Origin of the sequence: Pseudomonas peli, assembly GCF_050563605.1 — a bacterium.
Lineage (GTDB): Bacteria > Pseudomonadota > Gammaproteobacteria > Pseudomonadales > Pseudomonadaceae > Aquipseudomonas > Aquipseudomonas peli_A.
On sequence record NZ_JBNXUH010000009.1, the window covers coordinates 63229 to 87941 of the forward strand.

Here is a 24713-nt window from a genome sequence, read left to right on the forward strand (position 1 = left end):
AGACACCATGGGTCGCGCCTTACTGTTCGCACTATCGTTAATCTGCCTGCCGGCATTGGCCGTCGAGCTGAAACCCTTCTCTGCCAGCTACACCGCCGACTGGAAGCAACTGCCTGTCAGCGGCAGCGCCGAACGCAGTCTGCAAGCCCTGGATAACGGGCTGTGGCAGCTCAACTTCGAAGCCTCGATGCTGGTTGCCAGCCTGACCGAACAAAGCACCCTGCGCGTAGATAATGCGGTATTCCTGCCGCAGACCTACCTGTATGAGCGCAACGGCCTGGGCAAGGGCAAGAAGATCGAGCATGACTTCGATTGGAGCGCCAAGCAGGTGATCGGCAGTGACCGCGACACACCGGTACGCCTACCGCTGAACCGTGGCCTGCTGGACAAGTCGACCTACCAATTGGCCCTGCAATACGACGTGGCCGCCGGCACAAAAAGCATGAGCTACCAGGTGGTCGATGGCGATGAAGTGGAAACCTATGATTTCCGCGTACTGGGTGAGGAAACCGTACGCACCCAGGCTGGCCTGATCGACGCAATCAAGGTCGAGCGCGTGCGCGACCCGACCCAGAGCAGCCGCAAGACCATCCTCTGGTTCGCCAAGGATTGGGAATTCCTGCTGGTGCGCCTGCATCAGGTCGAGAAAGACGGCAAGGAATACCAGATCATGCTCAAGGAAGGCACAGTCGACGGCAAAGCCGTTGAAGGTCGCCAGGACTGAGTTAGTCCGATGAAAAAAGCCGAGCTAAGTGCTCGGCTTTTTATTGTGTTGATTTCAGCAAGGCTGGGCCGAGCGGTGCTCAACCCAGGCAATCACCACATCAAATCATCCGGCACCTGATAGGCCGCGTACGGATCATCAGCATCCGGCGCTTCGGTCGGGGTGTTGAGCAGCACCACGCGCTGGGCGTCGCGCTCCTGAATCTTCAGCGCGGCTTCGCGCGGGATTACTTCGTAGCCGCCACCGTGGCGCACGATGGCCAGCGAGCCGCTGCTAAGCTTGTTGCGTACCAGGGTGTTCACCGACAGGCGCTTGACCTTCTTGTCATCGACGAAGTTGTAGTAATCCTCGGTGGTCAGCTTGGGCAGGCGCGATATCTCGATCAGCTGCTTGATCTGCGCGGCACGGGCCTTTTGCTCGATCTTTTCCTGCTGCTGACGGTTCAGTTCCTGATCGCGCGCGGCCTTCTCGGCCATGGCCTGCTGAGCGGCGAGCTTTTGCGATTCGTCCTTCTCGACCTGGCCTTTGTGCACCAGTCGCTGCTGTTTCTGCTGCTGTTTGCCGGCCTGCTTGGCCTGCTTTTCGTTGACCAGCCCGGCTTTGAGCAACTGATCGCGTAGTGAGAGAGCCATAACCTACCTTTCCAACCATCAATTTAAAGCGGGCGTGCCCACCATCAGCGGGTAGACCGCACCCGCACAACTCAACAACTCGGGGTCTGCTTTTCCAGCTTCTTGGCTTCGCCCCAGAGCGCGTCCAACTCATCCAGGGTGCAATCTTCCATGTTGCGCCCCGCCTCGCGCAATGCCTGCTCGATAAAACGAAAGCGCCGTTCGAACTTGGCGTTAGCCGCACGTAGGGCAGTTTCCGGATCAACCTTCAGATGCCTCGCCAGGTTGCTGACCACAAACAGCAGATCTCCGATTTCTTCGCCGATCGCCTCGGGGTCGTTTTCACTCATGGCCTCGAGCACTTCATCCAGCTCTTCGCGCACCTTGTCGACCACCGGCAAGGCCTCGGGCCAGTCGAAACCAACCTGGGCGGCGCGTTTCTGCAGTTTGATCGCCCGGCTTAGTGACGGCAGCGCCGTGGGCACATCGTCGAGCAATGAAAGTTGCTCCGGTACTGCGGCCTTTTCGGCACGCTCCTCAGCCTTGATCTCTTCCCAGCGCTGTTTGACCGCGGCCTCTTCCAGCTTGGCCACATCCACTGCGCCATACAGATCGCCATCGGGGAACACATGGGGATGCCGGCGAATCAACTTGGTGGTGATGCCATTGACCACCTGGGCAAACTCGAAGCGCCCTTCTTCGCGGGCCAGCTGGCTGTAATACACCACCTGAAACAGCAGATCGCCCAGCTCACCCGGCAGTTGATCGAAATCGCCGCGTTCGATGGCATCAGCCACCTCATACGCTTCTTCAATGGTGTGCGGCACAATCGTCGCGTAACTCTGCTTGAGGTCCCAGGGGCAGCCGTGCTGCGGGTCGCGCAACCGGGCCATCAGGTGCAGCAGATCGTCGAGTTGGTACATGACAAATCCAGTTAAGTTGTAATCGCCTCAGGAAACCCGATGGCGACGCGCTTCGATGATATTTGGCAGCTGCGAAATACGCCCCAACAAGCGCCCAAGCGCATCCAGCCCCGGAATCTCCACGGTGATAGACATGGACGCGGTGTTGTCGTCCTTGTTCGAACGAGTGTTCACCGCAAGCACATTGAGCTTCTCGTTGAGCAGCACCTGGGTCACGTCACGCAGCAGGCCGGAACGGTCGTAGGCCTTGATAATGATTTCCACCGGATAGGTCTGCACCGGCACCGGGCCCCAGTTGACCTGGATAATCCGCTCCGGCTCGCGCCCAGCCAGTTGCAGCACCGAGGCGCAGTCCTGGCGGTGAATGCTCACGCCACGACCCTGGGTGATATAGCCGACAATCGGATCGCCCGGCAGCGGCTGGCAGCAACCAGCCATCTGCGTCAGCAGGTTGCCGACGCCCTGAATCTGGATATCGCCGCGTTTGCCCGGCTTGAAGCCCAGCGCCTTGCGCGGGATCAATTCGAGCTGCTCGTTGACCCGATCCGGCTCGACCAGTTGCTGCGCCAGGTTGACCAGTTGCGCCAGGCGCAGGTCGCCCGCGCCGAGGGAGGCGAACAGGTCCTCACTGGTCTTCATATTGGCCTTCTCGGCCAGTTTTTCGAAGTCCACATGCGGCAGTGCAAGGCGCTGCAGCTCGCGCTCCAACTGAACCTTACCGGCCGCGACGTTCTGATCGCGGTCCTGCAGCTTGAACCAGTGGACGATCTTCGCCCGCGCCCGCGAGGTGGTGACATAACCGAGGTTGGAGTTCAGCCAGTCGCGGCTAGGCGTGCCGTGCTTGCTGGTGATGATCTCCACCTGCTCGCCGGTCTGCAGGCTGTAGTTGAGCGGCACGATCCGGCCGTTGATCTTCGCGCCACGGCAGTTGTGGCCGATCTCGGTGTGCACGCGGTAGGCAAAATCCAGCGGAGTGGCGCCCTTGGGCAGGTCGATGGCGTGACCGTCGGGGGTGAACACATAAACCCGATCCGGCTCGATATCCACGCGCAGCTGTTCGGCCAGACCGCCGATATCGCCCAGCTCTTCGTGCCATTCGAGCACCTGACGCAGCCAGGAGATCTTCTCTTCGTAATGGTTGGAGCTGGCTTTGACGTCGGTGCCTTTGTAGCGCCAGTGCGCGCATACGCCCAGCTCGGCTTCCTCATGCATGGCCTGGGTGCGAATCTGCACTTCCAGCACCTTGCCTTCCGGGCCGAGCACGGCGGTGTGCAGCGAGCGGTAGCCGTTTTCCTTGGGGTTGGCGATGTAGTCGTCGAACTCCTTGGGAATATGCCGCCACAGGGTGTGCACGATACCGAGGGCGGTGTAGCAATCACGCACTTCCGGCACCAGCACGCGCACCGCGCGCACGTCGTAGATCTGACTGAACTGCAGGCCCTTGCGCTGCATTTTGCGCCAGATCGAATAGATATGTTTGGCCCGTCCGCTGATGTCGGCCTTGACCCCAGTGGCCTCCAGCTCCACGCGCAACTGGCCCATCACTTCATTGATGTAGTGCTCGCGGTCCAGCCGCCGCTCGTGCAATAGCTTGGCGATCTGCTTGTACTGCTCAGGTTCCAGGTAGCGGAAGGACAGGTCTTCCAGTTCCCACTTGATATGGCCGATGCCCAGGCGGTGGGCCAGTGGTGCGTAGATATCGAACACTTCACGGGCCACACGCTGACGTTTCTCGTCATCGGCCTCTTTTACTGCACGGATCGCGCAGGTGCGCTCGGCCAGTTTGATCAGCGCCACGCGCACGTCATCGACCATGGCCACAAGCATCTTGCGCAGGTTTTCCACCTGCGCCTGGGAGCCGAGCACCAGGGAATCACGCGGATTCAAGGAAGCGCTGATCGCCGCCATGCGCAGCACGCCTTCCACCAGCTTGGCCACCACCGGGCCAAAGCGCTGATGGACCAGCGCCAACGGCACCTTGCCCTCGCGCACGCAGCGATAGATCACGGCTGCGACCAGGGAATCCTGATCAAGCTTGAGGTCGGCGAGAATTTCGGCGATTTCCAGACCAGAGCGAAAACTCGACGCGCCCTCGGTCCACAGATTCTTCGCAGCATTGGCCTGCTGCTCGGCCTCGCGGGCGAACTCGCAGGCCTCGCGCAGGGCTTCGCGATCCAGTGCCGGATCGACACTCAGCACATGCCCGAGCCAGGCTTCAAGGTTGATGCTGCCGTCATCGTTGATCGGCTGATGCGCTCTGACCTGAACCATCTTGCTTACCTTCCCTACGGTGCGCGGCATGCACACCGAACAGTCGCCGCCTTCTCTGAGGCGGTCGGTTTAACCACTTAAGGCGCGATCCCTGTGCGCCCCTGCAGCACCGAGATAAGGGCGACGCCGGATAAAACCAAGCATCTGCCGCCGTATCCCGGCGCTTCTATCTACTGCCTGACAAACAGCGCCATCGCTTCGACGTGCGCGGTTTGCGGAAACATATCGAGGATACCGGCACGTTCCAGCCGATAGCCTTGCGCCTGTAACTCGACGCTATCGCGGGCCAGGGTCGTCGGGTTGCACGACACATACAGCACCCGTTTGACGCCCAACGCTGTCATTTGCTTGACCGCCTGCAACGCGCCATCCCGCGGCGGGTCCAGCAGCACCGCGGCAAAACCGCCCTGGGCCCAGCTCGCATCGACCAGCGGGTTGGACAGGTCGGCCTGGAAAAAGTGCGCATTGCCCAGACCATTGCTCACGGCATTCTCAGCGGCGCGCTCAACCATGGCCTGCACGCCCTCCACCGCCACCAGTTCCCGCACCCGCTGGGCCAGCGGCAAAGCGAAATTACCCAGACCGCAGAACAGATCCAGCACCCGCTCATCGGCCTGCGGCGCCAGCCAGTCCAGCGCCTGCGCGACCATGGCGTCATTCACCGGCTGGTTGACCTGAACAAAATCGCCAGGCCGGTAAGCCAGGTCGAGATCAAAAGTATCCAGGCGATAACTCAGCTGCTTCGCCGGCTCCAATGGCTGCGGCTCGGCAGTGCCGTGCAACCAGAGCTGCGCATTCTGCGTCGTGCAGAATGCCTGCAAACGGGCCAGATCAGCCTCGCTCAATGCAGCGGTATGCCTTATCAGCACAGCACTGGAGCTGCCGCTGAACAACTCGACATGACCAATGGCCTGGGGTTTATCCAACTCGCGTAGAACCTGGGGTAACGCGCGCAGGATCGGCTGCAAGGGTTGTACCAGCACCGGGCAATCGCCGATGGCGATGATGTCCTGGCTCGCCGCCGCGCGAAAACCGACGTCCAGGCGCTTGGCCTTGTTGTCCCAGCGCACGGCGATACGCGCGCGGCGACGATAGCCCAGCTCCGGGCCGACCAGTGGTGCGGCCCACTCCTGCGGCTCAAGGTTAGCCAGGCGGCTGAGCTGCTCGGCAAGCATGCGCTGTTTCAGGGCAAGCTGATCGGCATGGGGCATATGTTGCAGGCTGCAGCCGCCACAGACCTTGGCATGCACGCAGGCCTCGCTACGGCGCTCGGCACTAGCAGTGAGAATGCGCTCGACCCGTGCCTCGACCACCTTGCCATGGGCACCCAACACCCGCGCTTCGATCTGCTCACCGGCCAGCGCACCGCTGACAAACCAAGTACGCCCTTCGCTGAACGCGATGCCTCGGCCATCGTTGGCCAAACGCTCGATGGTGAGCTTCTGCTTCTTGCCCACCGGCACCTGGGTTGCACGGGAACCACCGCTGGGTTGAAAGCGCAGACCGCCGTCTTTCTTGGCCATCAGTTGCTCGGAGCGTCGTAAACGCCGCTGGACAGGTAACGGTCGCCACGGTCGCAGATGATCGCCACCATCACCGCGTTCTCGACTTCTTGGGACAGGCGCAGCATCGCCGCCACCGAACCGCCGGAGGACACGCCGCAGAAGATGCCTTCTTCACGCGCCAGACGACGCATCACGTCTTCGGCTTCCTGCTGGCCCATGTCGATGATGCGGTCTACCCGTTCGGCCTGATAGATCTTCGGCAGGTACTCCTGCGGCCAACGACGAATGCCGGGGATCGCCGCGCCTTCCATCGGCTGCAGACCGACGATCTGCACGTCCGGCTTCTGCTCTTTCAGGAAGCGCGAGACGCCCATGATGGTGCCGGTAGTGCCCATCGAGCTGATGAAATGAGTGATCTGCCCGCCCGTCTGCTGCCAGATTTCCGGGCCGGTGCTGGTGTAGTGGGCAATCGGGTTGTCGCCGTTGGCGAACTGATCGAGCACCTTGCCCTTGCCGTCGGCCTGCATCTGCAGAGCCAGGTCGCGGGCCTCTTCCATGCCGCCAACCAGAATCAGCTGCGCACCGTAGGCGGTCATTGCCGCCTTGCGTTCGGCGGTGGAGTTGTCCGGCATGATCAGGATCATCCGGTAACCCTTGATCGCCGCTGCCATGGCCAGGGCAATGCCGGTGTTGCCGCTGGTGGCCTCGATCAACACATCACCGGGCTGGATGTCGCCGCGCTGCTCGGCGCGAGTGATCATCGACAACGCCGGGCGGTCCTTCACCGAACCGGCCGGGTTGTTGCCTTCCAGCTTCAACAGCAAGGTGTTGCTGGTGTTACCCGGCAGGCGCTGCAAACGCACCAGCGGGGTGTTGCCGATGCAATCGGCGATGGTTGGGTAATGCGGGCTCATGGCGAACGAGATGATCCAGAAGCAAAGAAGGTCGTCATGATAACGGCAAACCTCGCCCGGCCATATAACAGAGCCAATGTGGGCAACAGCATTTGCCATAAGAACAGGCGCAGCCGCTAAACTGCACAGGTCAATACAGGAGGCAGCGCGTGTTAAAGGATTTAGGCATCAAAGGCCGTGTGCTCATGCTCACCCTGCTACCCACCAGCCTATTGGCGCTGGTGTTGGGCGGTTATTTCACCTGGGTGCAGTTGTCCGGCCTGCAGGGGCAGCTGCTGCAGCGCGGCCAGATGATCATCGAGCAGCTCGCACCGCTGGCCGCGCCGGCGCTGCATGCCGGCGACAGCGAGGTGCTACAGCGCATTGCCAGCCAGGCACTCGATCAGCCGGATGTACGCGCAGTAAGCTTCCTCGCCGCCGAGCGCGACACCCTGGCCCACGCCGGGCCGAGCATGCTCAACCCGGCACCGTCGGCCAGCGAGCCGCAGCCGGCGCAGAACAGCAATCAGCACGCCACGCGTTTTCTGTTGCCGGTGTATCAGCAGCACCTGAGTCTGACCGGCCAGGCCGACAATCAGCCTGGCACCCGGCTGCTGGGCTGGGTCGAGTTGGAGCTGTCGCACCACAGCACCCTGCTCAGCGGTTACCGCAGCCTGCTGGCCAGCCTGCTGCTGATCGCCACCGGGCTGATGGTCACCGCCCTGCTCGCCGTGCGCATGAGCCGCACGATCAACGACCCGCTGCGGCAGATCAAACAGAGCGTCGCCCAGCTCAAGGACGGCCACCTGGAAACCCGCCTGCCGCCACTCGGCAGCCATGAGCTGGACGAACTAGCCTCGGGCATCAATCGCATGGCCGAGTCGCTGCAGAACGCCCAGGAAGAATTGCAACACAGCGTCGACCAAGCCACCGAAGACGTGCGGCAGAACCTGGAAACCATCGAAATCCAGAACATCGAGCTCGACTTGGCGCGTAAAGAAGCCCTGGAGGCCAGCCGGATCAAGTCCGAATTTCTCGCCAATATGAGCCACGAGATCCGCACCCCGCTCAACGGTATCCTCGGTTTCACCAACCTGCTGCAGAAAAGCGAACTAACCCCGCGTCAACAGGATTACCTGGGCACCATCGAAAAATCCGCCGACAGCCTGCTGGCGATCATCAACGAGATTCTCGATTTCTCGAAGATCGAAGCCGGCAAGCTGGTCCTGGAAAACATCCCGTTCAACCTGCGCGATCTGCTGCAGGACACCCTGACCATCCTCGCCCCCGCCGCCCACGCCAAGCAGCTGGAGCTGCTCAGCCTGGTCTACCGCGACACGCCGCTGTCGCTGATCGGCGACCCGCTGCGGCTCAAGCAGGTGCTGACCAACCTAGTAAGCAACGCGATCAAGTTCACCCGCGCTGGCACCATCGTGATCCGCGCCATGCTTGAGGACGAAAGCGCCGACCGCGCGCAGCTGCGCATCAGCGTGCAGGACACCGGCATCGGCCTGTCCGATGAAGACCTGCGCGAACTGTTCCAGGCCTTTAGCCAGGCTGACAACTCACTCAGCCGCCAGGCCGGCGGCACCGGCCTGGGCCTGGTGATTTCCAAGCGTCTGATCGAGCAGATGGGTGGCGAGATCGGCGTCGACAGCACCCCCGAGGAAGGCTCGGAATTCTGGATCACCCTGAGCCTGCCCAAGGCCCGTGACGATGCCGAAGATCTGCCGCGGCCACCGCTGCTCGGCCGCCGCGCGGCCGCCCTGGAACACCACGACCTGGCGCGCCAGGCCCTGCAACATCAACTGGAAGACTGCGGCCTGCAGGTCAGCGGCTTCGACAACCTCGACAGCCTGCTCAGCGCCGTGGCCGAAGCGCGGCATAGCGCCCAGCCAATCGAACTGGCGGTGCTCGGCGTCAGCACCCAGACCTTGCCACCGGAGCGCCTCAATCAGCGCATCTGGGAGCTCGAACGCCTGGCCTGCAAGACGCTGCTGCTGTGCCCCACCACCGAACAGTCGCTGTACCACAGCCTGTTACCGGATGCTTACAGCCAGCTGCAGGCCAAGCCGGCCTGTACGCGCAAGCTGCAGCGCGGCCTGGCCGAGCTGGTTAGCCCACGGCAGAACCGTGCAGAAAACAAGCAAAGCGCCCCGAGCCGCCCGCCGCTGATTCTCTGCGTCGACGACAACCCAGCCAACCTGCTGCTGGTGCAAACCCTGCTGGACGACATGGGCGCGCAGGTGAGCATCGCCAACAGCGGCTATGAGGCCGTGGAGAAAGCCGCCGAGCAGACATTCGACCTGATCTTTATGGACGTACAGATGCCTGGCATGGATGGCCGCCAGGCCACCGAGGCAATTCGCCAACTGGAAAACGAACGCAACCAGGGCCCAGTGCCGATTGTCGCGCTGACCGCCCACGCCCTCGCCAACGAGAAACGCGCCCTGCTGCAAAGCGGCCTGGACGACTACCTGACCAAGCCGATCAGCGAGCGTCAGCTGGCCCAGGTGGTACTCAAGTGGACCGGCCTGGCCCTGCGCAACCAGAGCGACGAACACACCGGCATCAGCGCCACGCATAACAACCTCAGCGTGCTGGATGCCGAGGAAGGCCTGCGCCTGGCGGCCGGCAAGGCGGACCTGGCCGCGGATATGCTGAGCATGCTGCTGGCCGGCCTGCCCGGCGACCGCCAGGCCATTCGCCAGGCGCGGGACAGTGGCGAGCGCAACAGCCTGATCGAACGCGTACACCGCCTGCACGGCGCCACCCGTTACTGCGGCGTGCCGCAGCTGCGCGCCGCCTGCCAGCGCAGCGAAACCCTACTGAAACAGAACGACCCCGCAGCCCAACAAGCGCTGGATGAGCTGGATGCCGCCATCGATCGACTGGCGCGGCACGCCCAGGTCAGCGCCTGATTCAGGCGCCGCGAGAAGCCAAACATCAAGGAGCCCCATGCGCATCATCCTGTTCAGCAGCAAGCCTTACGACCAGCAGAGCTTTCGCGCTGCTGGTTTCCCGGACGACTGGCAGCTGAATTTTCAGGAAGCCCATCTACGCCCAGACAGCGCCAGCCTGGCCGCCGGTTACGAGGTAGTTTGCGCCTTTATCAATGACGAACTCAGCGCCCAAGTACTGCAGCAACTGGCCGCCGGCGGTACACGGCTGATTGCCCTGCGCTCGGCCGGCTACAACCATGTCGACCTGCACGCTGCGCATGCCCTCGGCCTGACAGTGGTACGAGTGCCCGCCTACTCGCCGCATGCCGTCGCCGAACATGCCCTGGCGCTGATCATGACCCTCAACCGGCGCACTCACCGCGCCTTCAACCGCACCCGCGAGGGCGACTTCTCCCTGCACGGATTGATCGGCTTTGACCTGCATGGCAAACAGGTCGGCATTATCGGCGCCGGGCAAATCGGCCTGACCTTCGCGCGGATCATGGCCGGTTTCGGCTGCCAGCTGCTGATCAATGATCCAACCCCCATCGCCGAGCTACCTACCGGCGCGCGACAGGTGACGCTGGATCAGCTGCTCGCAAGCTGCGACATCATCAGCCTGCACTGCCCGCTCAACGCCGCCACTCACCACCTGATCAACGCCGCGCGTTTGCAGCAGATGCAGCGCGGCGTGATGTTGATTAATACCGGGCGCGGCGCCTTGATCGATACCCCGGCGCTGATCGGCGCGCTGAAAAGCGGGCAACTGGGCTATCTGGGCCTGGATGTTTATGAGGAGGAAGCCGAGCTGTTCTTCGAGGACTGCTCCGAACAGCCGCTGCAGGATGATGTGCTGGCGCGCCTGTTGAGTTTCCCCAATGTGCTGATTACCGCGCACCAGGGCTTTCTCACCCACGAAGCATTGACGGCGATTGCCAGCACCACCCGCGACAATATCGCCGCCTGGCTGGGAAATGCGCCGATCAATCAGCTGCTTCCTGCCGCGTGATAGCATTTACGCCTATCTGGAGGATTCATGGCTGAACACGACTTTCGCTACAACCTGCTCAACCCCGAGCACACCCTGATCGAATGCCGCGCACTGGCACCGGGCCGCTACCAGGTGACCGGCAATGGCGGTTCGATCCAGAGCGGCGATACCCTGCTGGTTACACTCAAGGGCAGCCGTGAGCTGTCCATGCGCCTGCAGGCCGACAAGGTTCGTCACCTGATCAACCCGCGCGGCCAGTGGGTCGCCGTGGCCACCGGCCCGGCGTTCAAGGAACTGGCGATTTTCAATTGGCAGGCCAACTGCGACAGCTGCAATGCGCAGCTGGACTTCGAATTCGCCGTCGACGCCGCACTCGGCAAAAAGGCCCAGGCACCAGCCGCCGAAGCGCGGATCAAGGAGCTGGGCTGGCAATCGAAAAACGCCAAACACCTGTGCCCGAAATGCATCAACAAGGAGGCTATATGAAACGCGTACTGACTATCAGCCTGCTGGCTGCCGGCCTCGTGGGCTGCGCCACATCCGCACCGCAGCTGGAAACCGAGCACAGCTACCAGGTGGAATGGATCGGCGAACGCCCGCTGATCGACCGCAGTCACCTGACCATCACCCTCGGTGACGACGGCCGCGCCTATGGCAACGCCGGCTGCAACCATTGGTTTGCCGGCTACACCCTGGACGGCGACAAGCTCAGCTTCAGCGCCGCCGGCAGCACCCGCAAGATGTGCGCACCGGCGCTGATGGAGCAGGAAGCGCGCTTTCTCGACAGCCTGAGCAAGGTAGAGCGCTGGGACTTCTCCGCCACCGAGCAACTGCAGCTGTGGCCCGCCGAAGGCAAGCCATTGCGCCTATGGCCTGAGAGCAAATAAGAGCCCGTCTCGGATCTACTGCGCGTCGGCCAAACTGCGTTTCAACGCAGTAACAGCCGCAGGCTGTTACTAACGTAGCGCCTTGTTTTGCTCTAGCTCGTGAGATCCGAGCGCACAAACCATGCGCAACAAAAAAGGGAGCCCGAAGGCTCCCTTTTTTGTTGCGGCTGAAACTCAGTGAATGATCTGGCTGAGGAACAGCTTGGTGCGCTCGTTCTGCGGGTTGGTGAAGAAGGCGTTAGGCTCGTTCTGTTCAACGATCTCGCCCTTGTCCATAAAGATCACCCGGTTCGCCACGGTGCGGGCAAAGCCCATTTCGTGGGTTACGCAGAGCATGGTCATGCCGTCTTCAGCCAGGCCGATCATGGTATCCAGCACTTCCTTGACCATTTCCGGATCGAGGGCCGAGGTCGGCTCGTCGAACAGCATGATCTTCGGCTTCATGCACAGCGCGCGGGCAATCGCCACACGCTGCTGCTGGCCGCCGGAGAGCTGGCCTGGGTACTTGTGGGCCTGTTCCGGAATGCGCACGCGCTCGAGAAAGTGCATGGCAATTTCTTCCGCCTGACGCTTGGGCATCTTGCGCACCCACATCGGCGCCAGGGTGCAGTTCTGCAACACGGTCAGATGCGGGAACAGGTTGAAGTGCTGGAACACCATGCCGACTTCGCGGCGCACTGCTTCGATGTGCTTGAGGTCGTGGGTCAGCTCGGTGCCATCGACCACGATGCGCCCCTGCTGGTGTTCTTCCAGACGGTTGAGGCAACGGATGGTGGTCGATTTGCCCGAGCCGGATGGCCCGCACAACACGATACGCTCACCGGCCTGCACATTCAGGTTGATGTCTTTAAGCACATGGAACTGACCGTACCATTTGTGCACGCCCTGCATCTGGATCATGCCGTCAGCAGGCGCAGGCTGTTTGTTTGCTTCACTCATGGGTTAGCTCCTAACGCTTGTGGCCGGTGTCCAGCTTGCGCTCCAGATGTTGGGAGTAGCGGGACATACCAAAACAGAAAATCCAGAAAATCAGCGCGGCGAACACATAGCCTTCAGTGGCCATGCCCAGCCAAGCCGGATCGGTGGTGGCTTGCTTGATGCTGTTGAGCAGGTCGAACAGGCCGATGATGATCACCAGGCTGGTGTCCTTGAACAGCGCAATAAAGGTGTTGACGATGCCGGGAATAACCAGCTTCAGGGCTTGCGGCAGAATCACCAGGCCCATCATCCGCCAGTAGCCCAGGCCCATGGCCGCAGCGGCCTCGTACTGACCTTTGGGAATCGCCTGCAGACCACCACGCACCACTTCGGCGATATAGGCCGACTGGAACAGGATCACCCCGATCAGTGCACGCATCAGCTTGTCGAAGGACAGGCCCTCAGGCAGGAACAGCGGCAGCATCACCGAGGACATAAACAGCACGGTGATCAACGGCACCCCGCGCCAGAACTCGATAAAGGTCACGCAGATCACGCGGATCGCCGGCATCTCCGAACGGCGCCCCAGCGCCAGCAGAATGCCCAGCGGCAAGGCGCCGGCAATACCGACAGCGGCGATTACCAGGGTCAGCATCAGGCCGCCCCACTGGCTGGTCGACACGGTCGACAGACCGAAGAAGCCACCGTGCAACAGCCAGTACGCCAACAGCGGGTAAACCACCAGGAAAGCCAGGCCATACATGGCCTTGCGCGGCATCTGCGGCACGAACAGCGGTGCAGCACCGATGATCGCCAGCCACAGGGTCAGGTCAACGCGCCAGCGCAGCTCAGTCGGGTAGAAACCGTACATAAACTGGCCGAAACGCTGCTGCACAAACACCCAGCACGCCCCACCACTGGTGCAGTCGGCACGGGTGGTACCGGTCCAGTCCGCATCGATAAAGGCCCACTGGATCAGCGGCGGCATAATCAGCCACACCAGATACGCCGCGAACAGCGTCAGCAGCGTGTTGAACCAGCTGGAAAACAGGTTGGCGCGCAGCCAACCGACCACACCGACGCTGAGCGCGGGTGGCGGTAGATCAGGTTTGAACGTATGAGTTTGCATGGCTGCTCCTTACCGCTCGATCAGCGCAATGCGCTTGTTGTACCAGTTCATCAGCATGGAAATGCTGATACTGATCGCCAGGTACACACTCATGGTGATGGCAATCACCTCGATCGCTTGCCCGGTCTGGTTGAGTACCGTGCCGGCGAACAGCGAGACCATGTCCGGATAACCGATACCAGCGGCCAGCGAGGAGTTTTTCGCCAGGTTGAGGTATTGGCTGGTCAGCGGAGGGATGATCACCCGCAGCGCTTGCGGGATGATCACCAGACGCAGGGTCTTGCCAGCCGGCAGGCCCAGAGAGCGCGCCGCTTCGGTCTGCCCGTGGCTGACCGCCATGATCCCGGAACGTACGTTCTCGGCAATAAAGGCTGCGGTGTAGATGGTCAACGCCAAGGTCAACGCCATCAGCTCAGGGATCAGCACCCAGCCGCCACGGAAGTTGAAGCCCGTCAGCTCCGGCACACTCCACTGCAACGGGTTACCGCCCAGCAGAATCGCCAGCCCCGGCAGGCCGATCAGCAGCGGAATAGCCCCCAGAGACACCGGGAACAGCTGACCGGTGGCTTCAAAACGCGCCTTCGACCAACGCGCCAGCAGCACCACGCCGATGATCGCCACGATCACCGCACCGGCAAACAGGCTGAAGCTGTCCGTCGGGCTAGGAGCCGGCATATACAGGCCACGGCTGTTGAGGAAGAACGTCTCGCCAACGCCCATGCTCTGCCGCGGTCCTGGCAGGGAGAGCATCACGGCGAAGTACCAGAAGAAGATTTGCAGCAGCGGCGGGATATTACGGAACGTCTCGATGTACACGGTGGCCAGCTTGCTGACCAGCCAATTCGGCGACAGACGCGCCACACCCAGCAGGAAACCCAACAGCGTCGCCAGGACAATACCAATCACCGACACCAACAAGGTGTTGAGCAGGCCCACCACGAAAACACGCCCATAGGAGTTGCTTTCGTTGTAGTCGATCAGGTGCTGGGCAATGCCGAAACCGGCGCTGTTATTAAGAAAGGAAAACCCGGAGGTGATCCCACGTTTCTCCAGGTTGGTCTGGGTGTTATCAAACAGAAACCAGCCGAGCGCCACAACGGCGATAACGGCAAGAATTTGAAATAGCCAGGCACGCGCCTTGGGGTCGGTCCAGACCGATCCACCGGGGCGCGGGACATTTGCAGTGGTTTGCATAGGAGCCCTCTTGGAACCCTCATGCCCGCATTAGCGGGCATGAGGTTCACATCAATCAGAACAATGCCAGCCACTCAGGACGAGCGGCTGGCAGCGGACGGTCAGCGCACCGGCGGTGCGTACTGCAGACCACCCTTGTTCCACAGGGCGTTGAGGCCACGTTCGATCTTCAGCTCGCTGCCGGTACCGACGTTGCGTTCGAAGCTTTCGCCGTAGTTACCCACTTGCTTGACGATCTGTACGGCCCAGTCTTTCGGCAGTTTCAGATCTTTGCCGAATTCACCTTCAGCGCCGAGCAGACGAGCTACGTCGGGGTTCTTGGTGGATTTGGCTTGCTCTTCGACGTTGGCCGAAGTCACACCCAGCTCTTCAGCGTTAACCATCGCGTAGAGCGACCAGCGCACGATGTCGAACCACTCTTCGTCACCCTGGCGTACGACCGGGCCCAGTGGCTCTTTCGAGATCACTTCCGGCAGTACTACGTAGGATTCCGGATCGGCCAGTTTGATGCGCTGTGCGTACAGCTGCGACTGGTCGGAGGTAAGCACGTCGCAACGGCCAGCTTCAACCGATTTGGCGCTCTCGTCGGAGGTGTCGTAGGTGATCGGGGTGTACTTCAGGCTGTTGGCGCGGAAGTAGTCGGAGAGGTTCAGCTCGGTGGTGGTACCTGCCTGGATGCAGACAGTTGCGCCGTCGAGTTCTTTAGCGCTGGAAACGCCGAGTTTCTTGTTAACCAGGAAGCCTTGACCGTCGTAGTAGTTGACGCCGGCAAAGTTCAGACCCAGGCCGGCATCGCGCGAGCTGGTCCAGGTGGTGTTACGCGAGAGGATGTCGACTTCGCCGGACTGCAGCGCAGTGAAGCGCTCTTTGGCGGTCAGCGGGCTGTACTTGACCTTGGTAGCGTCACCGAATACTGCAGCAGCAACTGCGCGGCACACGTCAACGTCGAGGCCCAGGTAGTTACCCTTTTCATCGGCGTAGGAGAAGCCAGGCAGACCATCGCTGATACCGCACTGTACGAAACCTTTCTTCTGGATCGCGTCCAGAGTAGCGCCTGCTTGAGCAAAACTGCTGACACCGAGAACAGCGGCGGTGGTCAGTACTGCCAATGTGGATTTCACCATCTTCATTAAAACCTCCAGTTGCTTTTGTTGTGTTTGGAGTCTCGGTTCTACCACCGTACCCTTATGGGGCTCGTTGACTGTGTCGGCAGCAACACACTCAACCGGGGATCAAACCTTAGCGCGAGTTTAGTTGCCGATTGCTCCAGCGGCCATAAACTCTCACCCGCCCATTATTTGAATGGGCTAGAGACAGATAGCAAGTGACTTGTCGCACAGCATGCAGCGCCTGGCGAACCTGTGAAACGCCGGCAAAGGCATTTCAGTCTGCTCCGTGCCCAGTTTGGTGGCAGTGTTACCACTACCAGGCAACGTCATCAGTCCCTAGGGTGTATAGCAAGGCCCGTACCAGCGCCGCGCTTTGAGCACCATACGGACAGGTCAAGAGCAAAACTTGCACCCTGGCGACAACTTCTTTCTAGAATCGCCACCCCCTAAAATTTCTCGCGCACTAAATCAGCGCGCGCGCACCACAGCGGAGCCTCAGATGAGCGAACCCTTGATTCTTCAGCCCACACTTGCCGCAGACTCGTGCGTCATTTGGTTGCACGGCCTGGGTGCCGACCGCTACGACTTTATGCCGGTTGCGGAGATGCTCCAGAAGCGTTTGCACAACACCCGCTTCGTTCTGCCCCAAGCGCCGACCCAGGCGGTAACCATCAACGGCGGCTACGCCATGCCCAGCTGGTACGACATTCTGGCCATGAGCCCGGCCCGCGCGATCAACCGCGAACAACTGGAAGCCTCGTCGCAGCAGGTAATCGCGCTGATCGAAGCGCAGCGTGACAGCGGCATTGATCCTGCGCGCATCGTTCTCGCCGGCTTCTCCCAGGGCGGCGCAGTGGTGCTGCACACCGCTTTCCTGCGCTGGCAGTTCGCCCTCGGCGGGGTAATGGCCCTGTCGACCTATGCACCGACCTTCAGCGACGACATCCAGCTGGCGGATACAAAAAAACAACTGCCGGTCCTGTGTTTGCATGGCACATTCGACGACATAGTTCTGCCGGCCATGGGCCGCGCAGCCCATGACTACCTGAGTGCCTCTGGCGTCAGCGTGCAATGGCGTGATTACCCGATGGGCCACGAAGTGGTGAATGAGGAAATCCGCGACATCGCCGACTGGCTGGAGCAACGGTTCACCAGTTGACTGTCTGCGAGCGAAAACATCTATGCCTGCCATCCCTGCGATCAAGACCCTGCGTGATATCCAGCTGATTGAGCAAACCCCACTGGCCGAGCGCGACCTGCCGGCCAGTACCTATGAGCTGATCCGCCGCAGCGCAGCGCGGCAAGCGGATGCCCCGGCACTCTCGTTTATCCTCCAGGGCACGGCAGATGAGGCGGCTTACCGCCTCAGTTATGGGCAACTGCTGGGTAAGATCACCCAGACCGCCAACGCCTTCCACCGCCTGGGCCTGCGCCCAGGCAAGGCGGTGTCGTTTCTGTTGCCGAACCTGCCACACACCCACTTCACCATCTGGGGCGGCGAGGCAGCCGGGATCGTCAACGCGATCAACCCGCTGCTCGACCCAGAACATATCGCCGAGCTGATCCAGGCCTCGGACTCCGAACTGCTGGTGACCCTGGCGCCCTTCCCCGGCACCGACCTGTGGGCCAAGGTCGAAGGCCTGCGCGATCAGCTGCCGAACCTCAAGGCGATTATCTGTGTGGACATGGCCAACCTGCTGCCGGAGCCACAGCGCAGCGCCATCAAGGCGCAGCGCGGGCCATTGCCAGACGGCGTGCTGGACTTCGACGAACTGATCGCCAGCTGCCCAGATGATCGCCTGGAAAGCGGCCGCGTCATCGCACCCGACGACATTGCCAGCTACTTCCACACCGGCGGCACCACCGGCACACCGAAACTGGCGCCACATAGCCACGGCAACGAAGTGGCCATGGCCTACAGCATGAATCTGGTTACCGGCTTCGAGCCGGGTGATGTCACCCTCTGCGGCCTGCCGCTGTTTCACGTCAACGGCGTGATCGTCACCGGACTCACCGCCTTTATCGGCGGCGCCGAAGTGCTGCTGGCCACCCCGCAGGGTTATCGCAACCCCAACCTGATCGGCAATTTCTGGAAAATCATCGAACGCCACAAGGTCAGCTTCTTCAGCGGCGTGCCGACCATCTACGCCGGTCTGCTGCAGGTGCCGAGCGAAGGTCATGACCTCAGCTCACTGAAATACGCATTGTGCGGCGCCGCACCGATGCCGGTGGAGCTGATTCGCCAGTTCGAAAGCAAAACCGGACTGACCCTGATCGAAGGCTACGGACTTACCGAAGGCACCTGCGGCAGCTGCGCCAACCCGCCTGCCGGTGAGCGCCGCCCCGGTTCCATCGGCCTGCCGATGCCCTATTGCGAAGTGAGCATCAAGGTGCTCGACGAACAGGGAAACTATCTAAGAGAGGCCGGACGCAATGAAATCGGCAACCTGTGCATCCGTGGCGCCACGGTGTTCAAGGGTTACCTGCAGAGCAGCAAAAACGCGGGCATCTGGGTCGACGGCGACTGGTTCAACACCGGCGACCTGGGGCGCGTCGACGCCGATGGCTATATCTGGCTGACCGGACGCAGCAAGGACCTGATCATCCGTGGCGGCCACAATATCGACCCGCAGATGATCGAAGAAGCGCTGCACAAGCACCCCGCCGTGGCCATGGCCGCAGCTGTCGGCAAGCCCGACGAAAAGGCCGGCGAACTGCCGGTGGTCTACGTGCAACTCAAGCCCGGCGCGCAGGTTAGCGAAGTCGAATTGCTGGCCCATGCCGCCGAACACATTCCCGAGCGTGCGGCGATCCCCAAGGATGCCTGGATCATCGACGCCATTCCGCTGACCGCAGTGGGTAAAACCTTCAAACCGGCGCTGCGCTTCGATGCCATTGCGCGCGTCTATCAGGCTGCACTGGCAGAGCTCGATGCACGCCTGCGCGTGGAGGTGCTCAGCGACGACAAGCGCGGCCAGGTCGCCCACATTCATCTGCCTGCCGGTCAAATCGCGCTGGCCGACGCCGTAACCCAACGCCTGGCCGGCTTTGCCGTGGCCATAGAACTGCACCCCGCCGAGTAAGCAAGTGCTGGCGCAAGGATCGCGCCAGAATTGTGACCAACCATTCAACTTCAAGACCACTGGTCGCCCGTGCGTCCGACAAGGATTGTCAGGCCTCAGACAGCGGAATATGTTCAGGCATGGTGTTCGCCCTTAATGCAGGGAGCGTTAGCGATGCCCAACTTTCCCAACTCACAGTCACACCTGCCAATCCGATGAAAAACGCCAAGTGGCAGGCCGACCTGCAACAACTTCGCCATCTGCGACTGTTCAATAACGTCGCCGCCAGCAGCATCAGCCAGCTGCTCAAGGAATTTCGTGCCTGCGATCTGGAAGCCGGCGAAGTCTTGCTGTCGCCCTTCAATCGCAACCAGTACCTCTATCTACTGCTCAAGGGCCAACTCAAGGTCTACCTCGGCTCGCTCGACAGCCAGGCCGTCAGCACCCTGAAAGTCGGCGACTGCGCCGGCGAAATCAGCTTTATCGACAATGAACACCCCTCCGCCTACGTGGTGGCGACTGAGCCCTGCTGCGTGCTGCGCCTACACCGCGAATCACTGTTCAACCTGTTCCAGCAATCGCCAGAACTGATGCAGAACATGCTCGAGCTGCTCTGCGACCGTGTGCGCAAAGGCAACCGGATCATCCTCGACAGCGAACAGACCGCCAATATCGACGCTCTCACCGGCGCCTATAACCGCCGTTGGCTGGAACATATATTCGAGCGCGAAAGCACCCGCAGTGCCTTCAATGGCAAGCCACTGTGCATGCTGATGCTCGATGTCGACCACTTCAAAGCCTACAACGACCAGCACGGCCACCTCGCTGGCGACTATGCCCTGTGCCTGGTAGCGCACACTCTGCGCAATCAGCTGCGCCCCAAGGACAGCCTGACCCGCTATGGCGGCGAAGAGTTCGTCATCCTGCTGCCAGAAATCGGCATCGATGAGGCGCGCAGCATTGGCGAACGACTGCGTTTGGCGCTGCGCAATGTCAGCTCGTTCCACTCACCGATTGGCGTGTTGCCGGGAGTGACCGTGTCCATTGGCCTGGCGCAGATGCAACCCAAGGACAGCCTGCAAGGCGTGATCGCTCGCGCCGATAGCGCGCTGTATCAGGCCAAGCAGCAAGGCCGCGACTGCCTCTGCGGTTAGCCGGCAGCGCTGCATCCAGCCATCACATTTCCCACTCACTCTTGCTAGAGTGCTGCGCATAAGAGTCTATTCACGATCTAGCGAGCTAGAGTCCTGCAAGGCAAAAATAGGCGAGGAAGCGGAGTGTACTTTTGTACATGAGCATTCCGAGCCTGTTTTTAACGCAGCAGGGCCGACGCGCAGCAGATCGGGAACAGGCTCTAACAACAACGCCCGGATGGCACCTTCTATATGCGCAAAATTCTGATCACCCTGCTGATAATCCTGTTGATCGCTGCGGGCAGTGTGTTTGCCCTGCCCTCCTTGCTTGACCGCAAGATGAACAGCGTCGAATCCCCCGCGCCTTACCCCGCCAGTGAATCGGCCAATCAGCTGCATCAACAGCTGTTTATCGCCGACCTGCATGACGACGTGCTGTTGTGGGAGCGCGACCTGCTCAAGCGCTATGACTTTGGCCACTCCGACCTGCCGCGCATGCTCGAAGGCCGTGTCGGCCTGCAGGTGTTCTCCACCGTGACCAAGACACCACGCGGCATCAACTATGAGCGCAACAGCGGCGAGACCGACAACATCACCCTGCTGGCCATGGCCCAGCGCTGGCCCAAGGAAACCTGGGATAGCCTGCTGCAACGCGCGCTTTACCAGGCGCACAAGCTCAATGAGGCCAGCGCCAACAGCAACGGTCGCCTGGTCATGATCAAGAGCCGTGGCGATCTGGCCAGCTTTGTCAGCGCCTGGCAGAAAGACCCGCAGCGTGTAGCGGCGATTCTCGCCACCGAGGGCCTGCAACCGATCGAAGGCAAGCTGGAGAACGTCGACGCACTCTATGACGCCGGCTTTCGCATCACCGGCCTGACCCACTTCTTTGATAACGAAATCGGCGGCTCGGCCCACGGCCTGGAAAAAGGCGGCCTGACCCCGCTGGGCCGGCAAGTGATCAAGCGCCTGGAAGAAAAAGCCATGCTCATCGACCTGGCCCACGCTTCGCGCCCGCTGATCGATGACGTGCTGGCCATCAGCACGCGCCCGGCGCTGGTCTCTCACACAGGTGTCGAAGGCACCTGCAAAGGCCCGCGCAACCTCAGCGACAAACACCTGAAAGCCATCGCTGCTACCGGTGGAGTCATCGGTATCGGTTACTGGGATGCCGCCGTATGCGCTACCTCGGTCGAGGCCATCGTCAAAGCCATTCGCTATACCGCCGGTTTGATCGGTGTGGAGCACGTGGCGCTGGGCTCGGATTTCAATGGCACCATCCATGCACCGTTTGACGTAACGGGCCTACCGCAACTGACCGAAGGCCTGCTCAAGGCGGGTTTCAGCCACGCGGACATTGCTGCGATCATGGGCGGCAACGTACAGCGTTTGCTGCTTGCCAGCCTTCCCGAAAATTGAGTAATAAACAGCCAATAGCCGCCATCCGGCGCGGCACTTCGCCGCGCCGGCTTCTTGCTTTACACTGGCGACCGTTCACTCCTTAACCAATTGATGAGATGACCGTGCTCAAAGCACTCAAGAAAATATTCGGCAAAGCCGAGGGCGAACAGCCCAGCCCAGTAACTCCGTCATCTGTAACGCCCAGCGCACCGCGCGTCCAGCCTGACGCCAACGCTGACAAATCCAGCCGCAGCGCCTCACCGCGCCCCACTGAAGCCGCTGAAAAACCGTTACAGAGCAAGGAAAAACCGGCGAAACCGCGCCGCGAACGCCCTGCCAAACCAGTCGACACCTGGAAACTGGAAGACTTCGCCGTAGCACCGGCTGAGGGCAAAACCCGTTTTCATGATTTCAAGCTCTCCCCCGAGCTGATGCATGCCATCCATGATCTGGGCTTCCCCTACTGCACGCCGATCCAGGCGCAGGTGCTGGGTTACACCCTCAGCGGCCGTGACGCCATCGGCCGCGCCCAGACCGGTACGGGCAAAACTGCCGCCTTCCTGATCTCGATCATCACCCAGCTGCTGCAAACCCCACCGCCGAAAGAGCGTTATATGGGCGAGCCGCGCGCACTGATCATCGCGCCGACCCGCGAGCTGGTGGTGCAGATCGCCAAAGACGCCGCCGACCTGACCAAATACACCGGCCTCAACGTGATGAGCTTTGTCGGTGGTATGGACTTCGACAAACAGCTCAAGCTGCTGGAATCGCGCTTCTGCGACATCCTGGTAGCCACCCCGGGCCGTTTGCTCGACTTCAACCAGCGCGGCGAAGTGCACCTGGATATGGTCGAAGTGATGGTGCTCGACGAAGCCGACCGCATGCTCGACATGGGCTTTATCCCCCAGGTACGCCAGATCATCCGCCAGACCCCGATGAAGGGCGAACGCCAGACTCTGCTGTTCTCCGCGACCTTCACCGAAGACGTGATGAACCTGGCCAAGCAATGGACCACAGAACCGGCGATCGTTGAGATCGAGCCGGAAAACGTCGCCAGCGATACCGTTGAGCAGCACGTTTATGCCGTGGCCGGCAGCGACAAATACAAACTGCTGTACAACCTGATCACCCAGAACGACTGGATTCGCGTGATGGTCTTCGCCAACCGCAAGGATGAAGTGCGGCGCATCGAAGAACGCCTGACCCGTGACGGCATCAGTGCCGTGCAGATGTCCGGCGATGTGCCGCAACACAAGCGCATCCGCGCCCTGGAAGGATTCCGTGAAGGCAAGATCCGCGTGATGGTCGCCACCGATGTGGCCGGCCGCGGTATCCACGTCGACGCGATCAGCCACGTGATCAACTTCACCCTGCCGGAAACGCCAGACGACTACGTGCACCGCATCGGTCGTACCGGCCGCGCCGGCAGCAGCGGCACCTCGATCAGCTTTGCCGGCGAAGACGACGCCTACGCCCTGCCCGCCATCGAAGCACTGCTGGGCCGCAAGATCGCCTGCGAAATGCCGCCTGACGAACTGCTCAAGCCGGTACCGCGCAAGCACTGATCCATGCGCAACTAAAAAAGGCGAAGCCCTGCGGCTTCGCCTTTTCTATTTTCCGCACCCTATCCACCCGCTGTCAGGGCGCAAACAACTCCAGCTGCTCGTGTTTGCCGCGCAGGTCATGCAAGCGTACGCCGACGCCGAGCAAGCGCACAGCCTTGTTGCCACGGGCGAAGGCCGCGCTTATCAACCGTGTATAGCTCTCCAGATCACGCCGCGCCCCGCCCTGCTCCAGAGTGGTCTGGCTGAAATCGTGGAACTTGATTTTGACGAAGGGCTTATCCGGCCGATAACTCGCATCCAGCCGCTCCATCCTCTTTGCCAGTTGCTCCAATAGCGCGGGCAACTGCTCCAGGCAGGCGGCCAAGTCCGGCAGATCCTTATCAAAGGTGTTTTCCACGCTGACCGACTGACGCCGACTGTCGTTATGCACAACTCGCTCATCAATCCCGCGCGCCAGGCCCCACAAACGCTCGCCGAAACTGCCGAACTCCTTGACCAACGCCAGCTTGTTCCATTCGCGCAGGTCGCTGCAGGTACGAATGCCCAAACGCCCAAGCTTGTCGGCTGTGACCTTGCCCACACCATGCAGCTTGTTTACCGGCAACGCAGCAACAAAGTCCTCAACCTGATCCGGGGTGATGACGAATAGCCCGTTAGGCTTCTTCCAGTCGCTGGCGATCTTGGCCAGAAACTTGTTTGGCGCCACGCCCGCCGAGACGGTGATATGCAGCTCCTGCGAGACCCGCCGACGAATATCCTGAGCGATGCGCGTGGCGCTGCCGGCAAAGTGCGGGCTGTCGGTTACATCCAGGTAGGCCTCGTCCAGCGACAAGGGCTCAATCAGCTCGGTGTAATCGCGAAAAATCGCATGAATCTCCCGCGATACCGCCTTGTAGGCATCCATCCGCGGCTTGACGATTACCAGGTCCGGACACAACTTCAGCGCCTGCCCGGAAGCCATCGCCGAGCGCACACCATAACTGCGCGCCTCGTAATTGCAGGTGGCAATCACCCCGCGCCGATCTGCCAAGCCACCGACCGCCAAGGGCTTGCTCGCCAGGCTCGGGTCATCCCGCATCTCGATTGCTGCGTAGAAGCAATCACAGTCCACGTGAATGATCTTGCGGCTGTTCATCGCCAAACTCACAGATCCTGCGGCTACTGCTCGGCTGAGCTAACAGGCGCTGCCGGTTTCGCCTCGCTCGCCGCATCCTCAGACTTACTCATATAAGACTGGATAATCAGGATGACAATCAGCATAAACGCAGCCAATGGCACCAACTTGGTCTTCGCTGCCACGGCAGCGCCGCAACCCGGACAGGTCTTGGCATCGGCCGGTACCTGAGCACCACAGGCTTTGCATTCAACGCTCATAACTTTCCTCCCATTTAATGGGCACGGACTCTAGCCCAACAGCCCGGTTGCGGGCTATGCCGAAAGCAAACCTGTCCACCCAAT

General features: G+C 61.2%; 21 protein-coding genes. 10 read left to right on the forward strand and 11 right to left on the reverse strand.

Going from position 1 to position 24713, the window contains the following annotated elements; translation table 11 throughout:
* Window positions 1–7: 7 nt before the first annotated feature.
* Window positions 8–724 (forward strand): DUF3108 domain-containing protein, encoded by a 717-nt coding sequence (locus ACQ4LH_RS12725; protein ID WP_430697495.1) that lies wholly within the window; start codon window positions 8–10, stop codon window positions 722–724.
* Between the two features lie 92 nt (window positions 725–816).
* Here ACQ4LH_RS12725 and ACQ4LH_RS12730 read toward each other — a convergent pair whose 3' ends face one another.
* The 5 genes from ACQ4LH_RS12730 to cysM all read right to left on the reverse strand — a co-directional run bounded on the left by ACQ4LH_RS12730 (window position 817) and on the right by cysM (window position 6948).
* Window positions 817–1356 (reverse strand): DUF2058 domain-containing protein, encoded by a 540-nt coding sequence (locus ACQ4LH_RS12730; RefSeq protein ID WP_430697496.1) that lies wholly within the window; start codon window positions 1354–1356, stop codon window positions 817–819.
* Window positions 1357–1427: 71 nt separating this feature from the next.
* Window positions 1428–2258, reverse strand: a complete 831-nt coding sequence (gene mazG / locus ACQ4LH_RS12735; protein WP_430697497.1) for a nucleoside triphosphate pyrophosphohydrolase — start codon at window positions 2256–2258, stop codon at window positions 1428–1430.
* A 27-nt stretch (window positions 2259–2285) separates the two neighbouring features.
* Entirely contained in the window at window positions 2286–4529 is a 2244-nt protein-coding gene (gene relA, locus ACQ4LH_RS12740; RefSeq protein ID WP_160087591.1) for a GTP diphosphokinase, read from the reverse strand.
* 170 nt (window positions 4530–4699) lie between these two features.
* On the reverse strand, window positions 4700–6052 hold the full coding sequence (gene rlmD / locus ACQ4LH_RS12745; protein ID WP_430697498.1) for a 23S rRNA (uracil(1939)-C(5))-methyltransferase RlmD: 1353 nt from the start codon (window positions 6050–6052) through the stop codon (window positions 4700–4702).
* Window positions 6052–6948 (reverse strand): cysteine synthase CysM, encoded by an 897-nt coding sequence (gene cysM, locus ACQ4LH_RS12750; protein ID WP_397493762.1) that lies wholly within the window; start codon window positions 6946–6948, stop codon window positions 6052–6054. The genes rlmD and cysM overlap by 1 nt, the downstream gene beginning before the upstream one ends.
* Before the next feature lie 149 nt (window positions 6949–7097).
* On the opposite strand from cysM, the gene ACQ4LH_RS12755 reads away from it, so the two are divergent.
* The 4 genes from ACQ4LH_RS12755 to ACQ4LH_RS12770 are packed head-to-tail and all read left to right on the forward strand — an operon-like array spanning window position 7098 to window position 11747.
* Window positions 7098–9848, forward strand: coding sequence for an ATP-binding protein (locus ACQ4LH_RS12755; RefSeq protein ID WP_430697499.1), 2751 nt, complete (start codon window positions 7098–7100; stop codon window positions 9846–9848).
* Window positions 9849–9885: 37 nt separating this feature from the next.
* Window positions 9886–10878, forward strand: coding sequence for a 2-hydroxyacid dehydrogenase (locus ACQ4LH_RS12760; RefSeq protein WP_430697500.1), 993 nt, complete (start codon window positions 9886–9888; stop codon window positions 10876–10878).
* A gap of 27 nt (window positions 10879–10905) precedes the next feature.
* A complete protein-coding gene (locus ACQ4LH_RS12765; protein WP_160087615.1) occupies window positions 10906–11346 on the forward strand; it encodes a hypothetical protein in 441 nt (146 codons plus the stop codon).
* Entirely contained in the window at window positions 11343–11747 is a 405-nt protein-coding gene (locus tag ACQ4LH_RS12770; protein WP_310286261.1) for an META domain-containing protein, read from the forward strand. Before ACQ4LH_RS12765 ends, ACQ4LH_RS12770 begins: the two co-directional genes overlap by 4 nt.
* A gap of 174 nt (window positions 11748–11921) precedes the next feature.
* Here ACQ4LH_RS12770 and ACQ4LH_RS12775 read toward each other — a convergent pair whose 3' ends face one another.
* From ACQ4LH_RS12775 to ACQ4LH_RS12790, 4 genes are all read right to left on the reverse strand, one after another.
* Window positions 11922–12686, reverse strand: a complete 765-nt coding sequence (locus ACQ4LH_RS12775; RefSeq protein WP_430697501.1) for an amino acid ABC transporter ATP-binding protein — start codon at window positions 12684–12686, stop codon at window positions 11922–11924.
* Window positions 12687–12696: 10 nt separating this feature from the next.
* A complete protein-coding gene (locus ACQ4LH_RS12780; RefSeq protein WP_430697502.1) occupies window positions 12697–13794 on the reverse strand; it encodes an amino acid ABC transporter permease in 1098 nt (365 codons plus the stop codon).
* 9 nt (window positions 13795–13803) lie between these two features.
* Window positions 13804–14988: an amino acid ABC transporter permease gene (locus ACQ4LH_RS12785; protein WP_275963474.1), complete on the reverse strand. Its 1185-nt coding sequence runs from the start codon at window positions 14986–14988 to the stop codon at window positions 13804–13806.
* 101 nt (window positions 14989–15089) lie between these two features.
* Window positions 15090–16118 carry an amino acid ABC transporter substrate-binding protein gene (locus ACQ4LH_RS12790; RefSeq protein ID WP_430697503.1) on the reverse strand — a complete coding sequence of 343 codons (1029 nt, stop codon included), beginning with the start codon at window positions 16116–16118 and terminating at the stop codon, window positions 15090–15092.
* Between the two features lie 478 nt (window positions 16119–16596).
* On the opposite strand from ACQ4LH_RS12790, the gene ACQ4LH_RS12795 reads away from it, so the two are divergent.
* The 5 genes from ACQ4LH_RS12795 to rhlB all read left to right on the forward strand — a co-directional run bounded on the left by ACQ4LH_RS12795 (window position 16597) and on the right by rhlB (window position 23255).
* Window positions 16597–17256, forward strand: coding sequence for an alpha/beta hydrolase (locus ACQ4LH_RS12795; RefSeq protein ID WP_430697505.1), 660 nt, complete (start codon window positions 16597–16599; stop codon window positions 17254–17256).
* A 22-nt stretch (window positions 17257–17278) separates the two neighbouring features.
* Complete coding sequence (locus ACQ4LH_RS12800; protein ID WP_430697506.1) at window positions 17279–19180, forward strand: acyl-CoA synthetase; 1902 nt, start codon at window positions 17279–17281, stop codon at window positions 19178–19180.
* Between the two features lie 194 nt (window positions 19181–19374).
* The gene (locus tag ACQ4LH_RS12805) at window positions 19375–20313 is read left to right on the forward strand and encodes a GGDEF domain-containing protein (protein ID WP_430697507.1); all 939 of its coding nucleotides are present in this window, start codon (window positions 19375–19377) and stop codon (window positions 20311–20313) included.
* 231 nt (window positions 20314–20544) lie between these two features.
* Window positions 20545–21708: a dipeptidase gene (locus ACQ4LH_RS12810; protein WP_430697508.1), complete on the forward strand. Its 1164-nt coding sequence runs from the start codon at window positions 20545–20547 to the stop codon at window positions 21706–21708.
* A 104-nt stretch (window positions 21709–21812) separates the two neighbouring features.
* Complete coding sequence (gene rhlB, locus ACQ4LH_RS12815) at window positions 21813–23255, forward strand: ATP-dependent RNA helicase RhlB (protein ID WP_430697509.1); 1443 nt, start codon at window positions 21813–21815, stop codon at window positions 23253–23255.
* 73 nt (window positions 23256–23328) lie between these two features.
* On the opposite strand, the gene dinB is transcribed toward rhlB, so the two are convergent.
* Window positions 23329–24390 (reverse strand): DNA polymerase IV, encoded by a 1062-nt coding sequence (gene dinB / locus ACQ4LH_RS12820; RefSeq protein WP_430697510.1) that lies wholly within the window; start codon window positions 24388–24390, stop codon window positions 23329–23331.
* Window positions 24391–24413: 23 nt separating this feature from the next.
* Window positions 24414–24629: a zinc-ribbon domain-containing protein gene (locus tag ACQ4LH_RS12825; RefSeq protein ID WP_090252468.1), complete on the reverse strand. Its 216-nt coding sequence runs from the start codon at window positions 24627–24629 to the stop codon at window positions 24414–24416.
* Window positions 24630–24713 lie beyond the last annotated feature (84 nt).